The sequence below is a fragment of the Alkalibacillus filiformis genome (genome assembly GCF_030814115.1).
Lineage (GTDB): Bacteria > Bacillota > Bacilli > Bacillales > Alkalibacillaceae > Alkalibacillus > Alkalibacillus filiformis.
Genome location: NZ_JAUSUP010000002.1, coordinates 175183 through 187863 on the forward strand (window position 1 = coordinate 175183; position 12681 = coordinate 187863).

The following is a 12681-nucleotide window of genomic DNA, read 5'->3' on the forward strand; positions in this document are numbered from 1 at the left end:
CAGTTAATCGTAAGCTTCTCTCGTGCACTAGCAAGTGAATTAAACGTTAACCAATCAGAAGAAGAGTTTAACAACACACTGCAAGAAGCTGTCGATTCAATCTATGACGCGTCAGTTAACAAAAACTAAATGAGTATATAAAGGAAGCCTGTTTCACGAGAAAAGTGAAACAGGCTTTTTTGTTAGCTAATCTAATCGTGCTATAATAGTAATTAAATTCGACTTCTACGAGGTTATTCAATGAACACATTACTAAATAGCGACGTTGGGCTTTTTCTACTAAAACAAAATTTTAAACAAGAAAGCGAATGGCGTTCAGACGATTGTTACAAATTTGTATTTTCTATTGATGGTGCAACTAATTACCAAACAAACAATCAAGAAATGACAATAGCTCAGCATCAATTCCTTATGTTCAACCCTAGTGAAGACCATAAACAAATCGCTGTCGATCAAAGTAAATTTTTAGTTGAATTAGATAAGGACATGTTAAACGAATTATCTTCATCTCTATATAACCAACCCTTTGATGTCCAATTTGCTTCATTAGTTCAATTTACGAACCCCGTCTCTCAATGGGCCCAATTTATCATTTGGCATATGAAAATCTTAGAAGATGAGCCTTTGATGGTTAAACAATCTTTTTTAGATCACAATTTAACTTACTTAAGTATTATACTTTTAAACAACGCTGTTAGTAGCCATTTAACAGACATTAACTTAAGGTATTATAGTGTTTTAAATGAGCCTATTTTCAACACATTAACTGCTCTAAAACAAGACTACAAGAGCAATTGGACGTTAGAAGACATGGCAAAAGTCGCTAACTTAAGTAAGTATCAATTCGCACATGTTTTTAAAGAACTAATTGGTATTTCACCTTATTCATGGCTTCAGATTTATAGATTAGTACGTAGCCAGCAATTATTAAAATACACTAACCTAACAATATTAGAGATTGCTTTAGAATGTGGTTTTTCATCAGTCAATGTATATAACCGCTTGTTTAAGATGCTTTACGGAAAGTCACCAAGTCATTTTCGTAAAATGGTAAGATAGTAACCTATTCCCGATAACACCATGACTAACCCACATATGATAAAGATAATATTAATACTCACATAACTCGATAGTAATCCAAACACACCAAGAGAAATAGCATTTGATAAATAAAGAAGGAATGCATTAAAGCTAAACCCTTTTCCTAACATATCATTTGGTAACAACAACTGGAGTAAATAAACCCTAGATAAACTTGAAATAGGGAGCCCAACAGCAACAATAATTGCTCCAATAAAATAAATAGGTAATGCATAGGCTATTCCTATTGTAAAAATGCCTACACCCCAAACAATTGAAGCAATTATATAATGTTTAAGATCCAACCTTTCCCATACATAAGGGACAACAATATTAACCAAAATGACGCATACACCAAACGAACCTAAAAGTATGCTATACCATTCCTCTGCATTGTTAATCGTAGCTGTTAACTGTAATAAAAGACCAACTTGCCAAACCCACGTATTAAAAAACACCATGATAAATGTAACTATAAATAGTGTTCTTAACTGGGTCTGTCTATTAACCCATATAACAAAACTTTTTAGAGCGAGAAAAACATCCTTAATTCCTTTCCCAGCTAATCCTTTTTGGTCTTCCTTCAGACTTATTTTAGAGATCAGTAATGCACTTACTAGAAAAGTAATTGCATCAATAGTGAAAAAGTGAATTACCCCCACCGTGTTGATTAACACAATACTTATAATTGGACCTAATACTGTGGCACCGCGAGTAACAGAATCTAGCAAACTATTGATTGACGTTCGATTCTCTAGTGGAACTATAATTGGAAGTAAAGCCCTGTGAGCAGGGTTATAGAAACACCCTAACAATTGAATTGAAAAGCTTGCTACAAGCAAATGCCAATATTGCAATATGTCTAAATAGAAGAAAAAGACTAATGAAAGAATAAGAGGAGCTCTTATTAGATCAAAGATAATTAAAAGTCTCTTCTTTCGAATCCAATCACTAACAACTCCCCCTATTAATCCAAAGAACAAATAGGGAAGCACCTGAGCAATAGCAATTCCTGTTGTATGAAGGTTGGACTCTGTTAACTCATAAGCTAAAAATAAGAATGCCATTCCTGCAATTACATTCCCAACATTCGTAATACCAGCACCCAAGATGTAATACAATGCGTTTCTGTTCTTCAATGCTTTAACATACATTTAATCACCTCTCGCCTTTTATCTTAAGAGGTGATTAGTTAACATTCTTCATCAATCTTGCTGAATCATATAAATTTATTTGCTATATCTTTGTATACATAGACCAGGTTTTATAAAAAGTTAAAATGAAGCCTGTTTCACGTAAAAGTGAGACAGGCTTTTTGTCTGTACTAATTATTCATATTGAGAGAATATTTGTATTTGATATAAGTATAAACTAGCTGGATGACATAAAGGTCACAGCACTTGAAAATGACTCTGTGTAAATCATTATAAAGATCAATACCACTGAGAATAATGTGATCAAAACAATTCGTTGAAACTTTTTCAAACTCATTTAAGTTCCAATAAAAAAACTTACTTTTTCTCAATGTAAGGCTTCCTAAAAGAGAAATATGACTCATTTAGTTCTTTTGTATAAGACATAGAACCTAAACAAGGACTCTCCTACACAAAAACTACCTAGAAGGATATACAACAAGCTCTCTGAAGCTCCAGAAAAGCCTAGGTATAGCCATGCAGAACCAACCACTAAAATAATAAAATGAATAATAACATCTAAAGGCATTAACCTTTTTACTTCAACCATAATAACCCTCCACTCTTTACGTGCAGTTTCATTTTACGTCATATTTAACCCAACCAACTGGAGTCACTAATGTATAAGTATTTTACGATGACGAACTTGAAGTCGCTGCACTTGTTGCTGCTACAGCTGTCACTACTGCAGAATCGACAGCTTGTACAGCTTCTGAAACTGAATTTGCTAAAACATTACTTTCCATAATTGCCTTAATGCGTTTTTTAGCTTCTTTTTTATCTTCTGATGTAAATAAAATTGAAGTGAGCTGACAAGTATTCAATAAGCCGAGTAGTAAAACCGTTCGATTTTCTTCTACTTGAGCAATTTCTTCTGTAAATACCGCTTTTTGAACATCACGAACGAGTTGGTCAACCGCTTCAACATTTTCAATTGGGTAACGACGAATTGGGAAGATGCCGAGAAAATGAAAACTGTCATCCTTAACCATGTCTTCGTCCACCAAATCTCTATAAACCTGCTTTCGCAATTTATTGTTACCGAGCTTTTGTACCCAGTACTTTGCTTTTTTATTACTTTTTGCTTGAGTAATTCGCTTTAAAGCATAATCAAGATAAGCTGTCCCAGTCGGCTTTGAGTCGACAACGATCAACTTCTTTTTCCTTATATCAACTTTATCTTTTGAAGCCAATTCCATTAATACAGCACCTGCAAGGCCATAATTGATTCGAGATGAGGCTCTTAAATAAATCGTCCCCTTTTCTCTTTTTGTCGCTAAAAGTAATAGCCGTTTCGGTAATAACATTCTACCCCTCCAAGTGTATTTAATATTGCAACTATTAAACTAATGATTGTTAAAAGTTGTGGCATATAGAATATAGTCTTGTAAATAGCATACAACAGTTTAGTTTTTTTGGCATTTAATATGTCCTAAAAGTGAAACAGGTTATTGAGCTAAAACTAACAGCACGTGGGAGTTGCCAGTGTGTAAATCATTATAAGATCATAAGATCAATTCAATTGAAAATAATCATTAACATTCCACTCAGTAAGTTTTTTAGCAAAATTACACTCACGAATATTTTTAAGTACTTTAGCAAAAATATATTACGTTACGGCAGTTAAAAATAGCAGGCATATAGAAAAGCCTCCAGAAGTTCTGAAATGAGGTAAATTGATGAATGGATGCAAAACTAAAGTATAAAACCTTTATTTTATTACTAGGTCAATGGTTAATTTTAGGAAGCATAATTGGTATAGTTGTCGGTTCAGCTACAGCTTTCCTACTAAATACAAATGATTTTTTAGGAGAGGTACGAGAAGATAGCGGATGGCTGATTTTACTGCTTCCTTTAGGGGGGATTGGCCTAGGTTACATATATATGAACTTTGGAAAGCAACGTATCAATAACACTTTGCATGACGCAGCTGAATTAAATAATTTAGTGATAGATGGCGTTCACGGGAAAAAAAGAGTTCTACGAAGAATGGGACCTATTGTTTATTTAGGTACCTTTATAACAGTATTATTCGGTGGTTCAACAGGGAGAGAAGGTGCAGCTATACAAATGGGAGGTAGTGTAGCTGAAACAGTCAACACGTTTTTTAAATTTAACGAGCTAAATAGAAGAATTATTATCAAAAGCGGCATAGGTGCTGGGTTTGGTTCAGCTTTTGGTGCACCCATAACAGGAGCGATTTTTGGAATGGAAATGGCTAATTCAGGTAAGATCAAACTCGACGCTTTAGTCCCTTGCCTTGTAGCTAGCTTTGTCGGTCACTACATGACAACTGCAGCTTGGGGTGTTGAACACGAAGAATTCATCATACAGACTGTTCCAGAACTATCTGTTATAACTATTGCAACAGTGGTCCTTCTATCTGTTATCTTCAGTCTTCTCAGCATTACATACTGCAAATTAAGACATGGCATACAAAATGTAACTGAAAAAATATTTAACAAAAATCATATGAAAAGAGCTTTTACCGGCGGGATCATTATTGTGGTATTAACTTTAATGGTAGGTTCTCAAGATTACAATGGCCGAGGACTTGATATGTTAGAACAATCATTTCAAGAAGATGTCCCTACCTTTGCCTTCCTAGCTAAGCTATTATTTACAGCGGTTACACTTGGGACTGGCTTTGTTGGTGGTGAGGCCATTCCTTTATTTTTTATGGGGGCAACATTAGGTAATACCCTACACATGTTTTTTGACTTGCCGCTGTCTTTTCTCGCTGCAATAGGAATGATTGCTGCTTTTTGTGGAGGTGCTAACACCCCCATAGCAGCCTTCCTATTAGCAATGGAGTTATTTAACGGAGAAGGTGTCGAATATTTTTTCATTGTTTGCCTAGTTAGTTATATATTCTCAGGCCACAATGGATTATGGCCTTCTCAAAAAATATATAAACCAAAAAGCACGTTATATAACATCACTAACGGGGAAACGATCGAAAATGCTCAGAAAACGAAGAATATCTAAATTGCTGAACTTTTTGTCTTCTTAACTGTAACACTTTTTATTATTACTAATACGACCTTCTTTCCAGTGGCATTCAATAAATTCTGTTCCTGATCAATACTTATTTTTTATTATATCTAGGAAAGCCTTTACTTGAGGCAGCTCCTTTGCATTGTCTGAATAACAAATCCATGTTGGACGGGTTAAGTATTCATTTCCTAATGTTAGCGGGATCATGTATTCTATTGTTTGTAATAGAAAAAAGACGATCATTTAGTATGATCGTCTTTTTAAAGGCTATTTTAATTTTTTATTTTAGATCAAAACGGTCTGCATTCATTACTTTAACCCATGCATCTACGAAGTCACGCACGAACTTCTCTTTGTTATCATCTTGTGCATAAACTTCTGCAATTGAGCGTAGTACTGAGTTTGAACCAAACACAAGGTCAACACGAGTTGCTGTATGAGCTACTTCACCTGTTTTACGGTCACGTCCTTCATAAATGCTACCATCTACAGGCTTCCACTCAACTCCCATATCTAGTAGGTTCACGAAGAAGTCGTTAGTTAGTGTACCAACTTGATCAGTGAATACGCCGTGTTGTGTTCCACTGTGGTTTGTACCTAATACACGCATACCTCCAACTAGTACAGTCATTTCAGGTGCCGTTAAGCCTAGTAGTTGAGCTTTGTCTAACATTAGCTCTTCTGGACTTACACTATACTCTTTCTTTTGATAGTTGCGGAATCCATCAGCAGCTGGCTCTAGTTCTTCAAAGCTGTCAGCGTCAGTTTGCTCTTCTGTAGCATCGCCACGTCCTGGAGCGAATGGAACAGTAACATCAACGCCTGCATCACGTGCTGCTTTTTCTACTGCTGCACTACCACCTAGTACAATTAAGTCAGCAATGCTAACTTTCTTATCTAGGTGACCTTGAACTTCTTCTAGTACATTTAGTACTCTTTCAAGTTGCTCAGGCTGGTTAACTTCCCAATCCTTTTGTGGAGCAAGGCGAATACGTGCACCATTTGCGCCACCGCGATGGTCTGAACCACGGTAAGTGCTTGCTGAAGCCCATGCAGTTGTTACAAGTTCGCTGATTGTAAGGTCAGTGTCTAAGATTAAAGTTTTAATCTTTTCTACCTCTTCATCTGATAGCTCGTAATCAACTTCTGGTACTGGGTCTTGCCAGATTAGTTCTTCTTCTGGAACTTCTGGACCTAAATATCTTGAACGAGGTCCCATGTCACGGTGTAATAGCTTAAACCATGCACGAGCAAACGCATCTGCAAATTCTTCTGGATTCTCATGGAAACGACGAGAAATCTTTTCATAAGTTGGATCCATACGCATTGCCATATCCGCAGTTGTCATCATCGTCTCAACTTTAACAGATGAATCTTCTGCATCAGGAGCTAAGTGATCTTCTGTTGAATTAACAGGTCTCCACTGATTTGCACCTGCAGGGCTCTTTGTAAGCTCCCATTCATACCCAAACAATAGGTCAAAGTAAGTGTTGTCCCATTGTGTTGGCGTAGGAGTCCAAGCGCCTTCAATACCACTTGTAATGGTATCACTGCCTTTTCCACTACCGTGTGTACTTAGCCAACCTAGGCCTTGTGCTTCAATTGGAGCCGCTTCTGGTTCTGGTCCTACGTGAGCTGCATCTCCTGCACCGTGTGCCTTACCGAAAGTATGTCCACCAGCTGTTAAAGCTACTGTTTCTTCATCATTCATTCCCATACGTGCGAAAGTTTCACGAATGTCTTTAGCACTTTCTAACGGGTCAGGATTACCGTCTGGACCTTCTGGGTTAACGTAGATTAGACCCATCTGAACAGCTGCAAGCGGGTTCTCAAGCTCACGATCTTCATCGTAACGGTTATTACCTAACATTTCAGTTTCAGTACCCCAGTAGACGTCTTCTTCTGGGTGCCAAATATCTGCGCGTCCACCACCGAAACCGAATGTCTTACCACCCATCGATTCGATTGCAACGTTACCAGTTAATAGCAGTAAGTCAGCCCAAGAAATTTGGTTACCATACTTCTGCTTAATTGGCCATAACAGGCGACGTGCTTTATCTAAGTTACCGTTGTCTTCCCAGCTGTTAAGTGGAGCAAAACGTTGGTTACCCGTTCCACCGCCACCTCGGCCGTCACCAGAACGGTAAGTACCTGCAGCGTGCCAAGCCATACGAATAAAGAATGGACCATAATGACCATAGTCTGCTGGCCACCATTCTTGACTATTTGTCATTAGATCGTGAAGGTCTTGTTTAAGAGCCTTGTAATCTAGTTTTTGAAATTCTTCTACATAATCAAAGTCTTCACCCATTGGATTAGGTTTTGTGTCATGCTGATGAAGGATACTTAAGTTTAGTTGATTTGGCCACCAGTCTTTATTAGTAGTAGCATTTGATTCATTAGTCGTAACACTACCATGACTAAAAGGGCAGCCTCCAGTGTTAGTGTTATTCTTTGCGTCCATCATTATTTACCCTCCTCATACAATTTAAATAGCCAACATTCGGACTATTCTATTAATTATTATTACATATTTGGAAATAGCTTGCCTTTAATTTGCTCACCGAAAGTTAATTGTGAGCCTAAATTAATAATACCATATATCATTTTATAGTCAATGTTTAATTATAATGATTATAAATAACTTACAAGATTACTAGATTTGACCTAGTTCCTATTAAACCATTTTTGCTTAATCCGCTTGCTTCAGACTTAGTAGCGTGATCGTAATGAGAATGAGTACCATTCCAAGAAGCTGAATGATCGTCAAATAATCTCCGAGAAGCAAAACCCCGAATAATGAAGCTGTCACCGGCTCTACCATTGCGACCATTGATGCAGTTGTTGGAGTAGTCATTCGAAGACCAATAAGATATATAATAAAGGATATTCCGGCCCCTAATATTCCTATTAGTAAGAACCAACCTATGTCACTTGATGTCACGACAGTCGCTGCTTCCTCAGTGTCCATGAATAGGAAAAGGACAAGACAAAATGATAAAAAGGCGATCGTTAAAGTGGCTTGTGGCTTACCGATCGAAGAGGCATTTTTAAATCCAAATATAAACAAAGCATAAGAAATTCCAGAAGCCAGCCCCGCTGCTGTCCCGAGAAAACTTACTGAAATCGATTCGGTATTGTAAGCACCTGTAAGGAAGAAGATCCCCATAAGGACAGATAAAATGCATCCCCATTTAAACCAAGTCGATTGCTCTATACCTATTAAAAAGGAAATTAAAAGGACAAATATAGGAGCGGTATACATTAAAGTAACAGCCACAGCAACGCTTGATTCTTGGATACTTAAAAAATAAAAAGTAAAATTCCCTGCAACACCAACGCCAGCTAAAAAGGACCATATGTAGAAACGAGTGGAATAGATCCAATTTAATCTAAAGCGATAAAGGAACCACAAGAAGAAACATATAAACCCTACAGCCCCTCGAAAAAACGAAATAACAATAGGACTCCAGCCTTTAGCCATGAGTATATCAGCAATTCCACCCGTAATCCCCCAACATATAGCCGCCAGCATAACTAAGCCAACACCAGCAAATTTCATCGCACTCCCCCTACAAATCAGTCTTAGTACCAATTCATTTATGCTAATTAAAACCAATCAGGGTTTAATAACTTAAACTCAATGGCAAAATAATTCCCTTTACCAAACATATGTGTATTTAAAAAAGGTATTAAAAATATTTCCTCTTATATCACCAATTTAAACTCAAATTCACACGAAAAATAACTTTTTATTGCTTTAGAATTTAATATCTCCTAAATATGGAAATTTGTAAATAATAAAATTTATTGAACCAGAATTAAATTGATTAGGCAATCACGGTGAGAATTTAGCTTTCAAGTATAGATTTCTTCGCCTTGTCAAAAGCTATTCATAAATCATCAAAGGAGGAGATCGAAAAATGGGCGGAACACCTAAAGGACCAAAACAGCAGAAAGAACCAAATTTACCAAAGGGCCCGAAACAGCCATATGGCGAACCAATGCAAGGCTCGCACAAAGTAAAACAGGGAAATCATTCACGGCAAAAACAAAAATCGGATCATGATATGTAGATTGCAAAAGATATTGGCTACTCAATAACATAGATAAAAAACTCCTCTTCAGGGTGAGTGTGTCCTGGAGAGGAGAATAACATTGATTGCGTTATTATAAATTGGAAAGAAGTCGTTAATATAGAAGGTCTTGAGCATTACTTTAAAGCCCACTCCATTCGACTAGTAAGTAAACTTCTATTAAGCCCTCCTGTTAAGTTCAGTACTTGATGGCTAAATTCTGGTTCCTTTTTACCCGAATACTCTTCCCACACTTCACTTACATATTTTAAGTTTTCGGCTGTAATTATAGCAACATCCGTATCATCTTCTGAAAATGCTTTAAGTTTTTGCGCCTGATAAACCGCTTCTTGAGTAAAGTCACTGGTAACTATTAAGAATATCGAAACTCGTGTAGGTTCTGACCTAATATACCCTAAAAATTGTTCAAGGTGTTCTTCTGGGAAGGTGTAAGGCTCTTCTACACTTTTGTTGTCCCATAATAAACTATCCTTAGAACTAATCTTAATTTTACCGTCAGCGTGCTTACTTCCTTTCATGTTCTCTAATTGCAGCTTAAGTTTCTTCTCAAAAAGGTATCGTGTGGCTTCCTCAAAGTATTTCTCAACTTGGTTATCCTTCTCGATTACTTTATTAGCCCGTAAAGCTTTATAGTTACGCGAAGCTAGATCATCAAAATAATCATAATAAATTGAACGTTCATCTGTAGGGTCTGAGTCAACCGTTGTCGTCACGTTCTCATAATAATCTATGATATTTTGTATCTTAGTTTCCTTTGTTCCGCTCACATTGGATCCATCTAGTGAACGTAACAATTGTGTTAAATCTGAAGTGTTTAAATGAGAGAGCGCTTTTGAAGGTAATATATTATACTTCACGATCTTATCTACTAACTGATCTTTGTTACCACTCATATTTATATTAATTGTAGATAATATAGTCTTTATCTGTTTTAGGTTTAATGAGTTCAATAACTCAACATAAGTTGCCGTACGAAGCTCTTCTCCCATCTCATACCTTACTTCTCTAACGATATCATGAGGTATGACGTAATAAACATCATCCGTTTTGAACCGCAATAATATCCCTCTAAGTTGAAGATCCTTAAGAGATTGATCCACATGTTTTGAATTATGTAGTTTATTACCCTTTTGAGGAAATCTACCGATTCTACTTTCCATAATGTAATGCTCTCGTGTCGTCAGCCCGAGGACCTCACGAAGCGTATATAAAATATTTATTTCATCGGATGTTAAGGCTTCCCCTTTACTCCAAGCCGTATTTAAGACGGCACTATACACTTGGAAAGCCGTCTCATCAATTTTATTTTCTACAAAATAATCATCCTGACTATCCTCTAGAATCTGCCTTTCAAGTTCCAAAACATTCTCATGCATCTCTTTTTCTGAAAGAATGTAACCTTCGCTTCCAAGCAAACATTTCAAAATAAATCGATTCATTAATGTAATATCACGATTTGCTTCCCTAAAGTCCAAGTTAAGTTTGACTCTTTCAGCATTCTTAAACTCATCAATATTCTTAATTATAATGTCCCGCATTTCCTCTTCATTATTTAACTTCACATCTTTTAAAAAGCTATCCACTGTCCTTGACAAATACATCTTCGACATTAACGGTAATACATCTTGTAAATGCATGAGTATACCCTCTCCTTATCATAGAATGTAATCAAAACGGGGCTTTTCTTTCATATCTTTTCCATAATAATAACATATTTAGGTAATTTTCAGTCACTATTGTTTAAAAATTATGAACAATCAGAAATAATAATGTATAAAGATAAACAAATTATTAACCAAAATTTATAATTAAGGATCTTACTTATTTAGACATTCACATGATCTTGCCTACAAAATGGGTATTAATTCAAAAGGAGTAGTTATAAAAGGTGAGAAAAGTTATAAGACTGGGGCTCTACAAAATTAAATATATTTAATTTTACCTTGGAGGTTCACTCTTTCTAGAAAGTAGCACCTACAATATTTAGTAAGGTACTACTTTCTATTCTTTCATCTTTGTAAAAATAAAAGGAAGGAAACGGCTGAATTAACTATTGAAGCTATAGTCAAACAACATCTCAAGCAACTTTCTTCGTTATGGTAATTAATTTTTCCTGTTTAGACTGGTGAAAAGCAAAAATAATACAAAGACTAATAGGAACCATTAAAGTTAAAAATACATAGTTTGCTCCATGACTGGATGCAATCCACCCTAGAATTGGAGCGCTTATCACTACAGCCCCCTGATTTCCAATCATTCGATAGCTAGCCATTCTCCCATGATAGTCAGAGTCAGTAGCCATTTGTTGAATTGATTGGAGTAGTACACGAATCCAAGTTGTTCCAAGTCCAATTAAAAAAACACCCAAAAATGACATTGCTAATATAGGAGCAACTCCAACAAGAAACAAACCAATTAAGACTACTAATAGAGAATATATTGCAGTTTTATTTTTATTTCTGTTTAACCACCATGTTCCTAACAGCCCGGCAAGAGCTCCTCCTATTGAGATTGTTGCATCTAATAAACCATAAACCGTTGCAGATTGAAGCAAGTAATCCACTGTATAAACAGATAAGAATCCCAAACTTGTATGAAAGACAAGTTGACCATTAAACATAATGATTAATAATCCAAGTAAAAATTTATTATTTTTTATATAAATAAATCCGTCAGCAATGTCCTTAATAATAGAATTCCTTTTTGTTACTATTGGCTCTCTATTTATCTGTTTTCTAACGAATACTAGTGATATTGAACCTAATGCAAAGCTCCCAGCAACGATAAGCATGGAACCTATGATTGAGATGAAACTAATAATAAGACCCCCAACCGAAGCTCCAAGTAACCCCCCAACAATTGCGACAGAAGATGACTGTGAAAATACTTTGGGTAAATTATCTCTTTCAAAACACTCAGCTATATAAGCTTGAATTGCAGGACGAAATAACGAGCCCGAGGCTTGCAAAATCATATGCACACCAATAATCACCAAAGGCATGACACTATTGATTGCGACAAAGAATAACAAGATTAACATTGTGATGGTACATATTAAATTTGCAGACACTGCTAGCTTCTTACGATCAAATCTATCAACTATAACACCAAAGAAAACATTTAATAAAAGACCAGGTAAAAAGCCAAGACCTACAAGCAAACCTGTATAAAGTCCATCATATGTTAGTTGATATAAAAGCCAAGTTACTGTGATAAAGTACATTGCTCTTGCAAATTCAGATAAGAAGAAAGTAACCAGTAAATTTTTATATCCTTTCAATGAACAACCCCCCAAGAGGTCAAAGAGTATGAAT

10 protein-coding genes and 1 pseudogene are annotated in these 12681 nt (G+C 36.1%); 4 read left to right on the plus strand and 7 right to left on the minus strand.

Features of this window, described 5'->3' with window-relative positions; all coding sequences use genetic code 11:
- Window positions 1-3 precede the first annotated feature (3 nt).
- Both J2R98_RS06455 and J2R98_RS06460 read left to right on the plus strand, forming a co-directional pair.
- Window positions 4-129: pseudogene (locus tag J2R98_RS06455) on the plus strand (fructose bisphosphate aldolase); the annotation flags it as partial.
- Between the two features lie 111 nt (window positions 130-240).
- The gene (locus J2R98_RS06460; RefSeq protein ID WP_307067273.1) at window positions 241-1059 is read left to right on the plus strand and encodes an AraC family transcriptional regulator; all 819 of its coding nucleotides are present in this window, start codon (window positions 241-243) and stop codon (window positions 1057-1059) included.
- Here the strand turns inward: J2R98_RS06460 and J2R98_RS06465 are convergent.
- From J2R98_RS06465 to J2R98_RS06475, 3 genes are all read right to left on the minus strand, one after another.
- The gene (locus J2R98_RS06465) at window positions 1035-2234 is read right to left on the minus strand and encodes an MFS transporter (RefSeq protein ID WP_307067275.1); all 1200 of its coding nucleotides are present in this window, start codon (window positions 2232-2234) and stop codon (window positions 1035-1037) included. The two genes, J2R98_RS06460 and J2R98_RS06465, sit on opposite strands and share 25 nt — an antisense overlap.
- A gap of 400 nt (window positions 2235-2634) precedes the next feature.
- Window positions 2635-2823 carry a hypothetical protein gene (locus tag J2R98_RS06470; protein ID WP_307067276.1) on the minus strand — a complete coding sequence of 63 codons (189 nt, stop codon included), beginning with the start codon at window positions 2821-2823 and terminating at the stop codon, window positions 2635-2637.
- Window positions 2824-2905: 82 nt separating this feature from the next.
- Window positions 2906-3580, minus strand: a complete 675-nt coding sequence (locus J2R98_RS06475) for a GOLPH3/VPS74 family protein (protein WP_307067279.1) — start codon at window positions 3578-3580, stop codon at window positions 2906-2908.
- A gap of 376 nt (window positions 3581-3956) precedes the next feature.
- Here J2R98_RS06475 and J2R98_RS06480 point away from each other — a divergent pair, with 376 nt between their 5' ends.
- Window positions 3957-5261 (plus strand): chloride channel protein, encoded by a 1305-nt coding sequence (locus tag J2R98_RS06480; RefSeq protein ID WP_307067281.1) that lies wholly within the window; start codon window positions 3957-3959, stop codon window positions 5259-5261.
- A 289-nt stretch (window positions 5262-5550) separates the two neighbouring features.
- Here J2R98_RS06480 and katG read toward each other — a convergent pair whose 3' ends face one another.
- Together katG and J2R98_RS06490 are read right to left on the minus strand one after the other, a co-directional pair.
- The gene (gene katG / locus J2R98_RS06485; RefSeq protein ID WP_307067401.1) at window positions 5551-7734 is read right to left on the minus strand and encodes a catalase/peroxidase HPI; all 2184 of its coding nucleotides are present in this window, start codon (window positions 7732-7734) and stop codon (window positions 5551-5553) included.
- Window positions 7735-7962: 228 nt separating this feature from the next.
- Window positions 7963-8832 carry a DMT family transporter gene (locus tag J2R98_RS06490; RefSeq protein WP_307067283.1) on the minus strand — a complete coding sequence of 290 codons (870 nt, stop codon included), beginning with the start codon at window positions 8830-8832 and terminating at the stop codon, window positions 7963-7965.
- Window positions 8833-9193: 361 nt separating this feature from the next.
- Between J2R98_RS06490 and J2R98_RS06495 the strand changes: the two genes are divergently transcribed.
- Window positions 9194-9346, plus strand: coding sequence for a small acid-soluble spore protein P (locus J2R98_RS06495; protein ID WP_307067285.1), 153 nt, complete (start codon window positions 9194-9196; stop codon window positions 9344-9346).
- 137 nt (window positions 9347-9483) lie between these two features.
- On the opposite strand, the gene J2R98_RS06500 is transcribed toward J2R98_RS06495, so the two are convergent.
- Both J2R98_RS06500 and J2R98_RS06505 read right to left on the minus strand, forming a co-directional pair.
- Complete coding sequence (locus J2R98_RS06500) at window positions 9484-11004, minus strand: hypothetical protein (protein ID WP_307067287.1); 1521 nt, start codon at window positions 11002-11004, stop codon at window positions 9484-9486.
- A 440-nt stretch (window positions 11005-11444) separates the two neighbouring features.
- On the minus strand, window positions 11445-12647 hold the full coding sequence (locus J2R98_RS06505) for an MFS transporter (RefSeq protein ID WP_307067289.1): 1203 nt from the start codon (window positions 12645-12647) through the stop codon (window positions 11445-11447).
- Window positions 12648-12681 lie beyond the last annotated feature (34 nt).

Excerpts from the sequence above, each read along its gene's own strand:
- J2R98_RS06495 (WP_307067285.1), top strand. The coding sequence starts at position 9,194 with ATGGGCGGAACACCTAAAGGACCAAAACAGCAGAAAGAACCAAATTTA.
- J2R98_RS06465 (WP_307067275.1), bottom strand. The coding sequence starts at position 2,234 with ATGTATGTTAAAGCATTGAAGAACAGAAACGCATTGTATTACATCTTG.
- J2R98_RS06460 (WP_307067273.1), top strand. The coding sequence starts at position 241 with ATGAACACATTACTAAATAGCGACGTTGGGCTTTTTCTACTAAAACAA.
- J2R98_RS06480 (WP_307067281.1), top strand. The coding sequence starts at position 3,957 with ATGGATGCAAAACTAAAGTATAAAACCTTTATTTTATTACTAGGTCAA.
- J2R98_RS06500 (WP_307067287.1), bottom strand. The coding sequence starts at position 11,004 with ATGCATTTACAAGATGTATTACCGTTAATGTCGAAGATGTATTTGTCA.
- J2R98_RS06475 (WP_307067279.1), bottom strand. The coding sequence starts at position 3,580 with ATGTTATTACCGAAACGGCTATTACTTTTAGCGACAAAAAGAGAAAAG.
- katG (WP_307067401.1), bottom strand. The coding sequence starts at position 7,734 with ATGGACGCAAAGAATAACACTAACACTGGAGGCTGCCCTTTTAGTCAT.
- J2R98_RS06470 (WP_307067276.1), bottom strand. The coding sequence starts at position 2,823 with ATGGTTGAAGTAAAAAGGTTAATGCCTTTAGATGTTATTATTCATTTT.
- J2R98_RS06490 (WP_307067283.1), bottom strand. The coding sequence starts at position 8,832 with ATGAAATTTGCTGGTGTTGGCTTAGTTATGCTGGCGGCTATATGTTGG.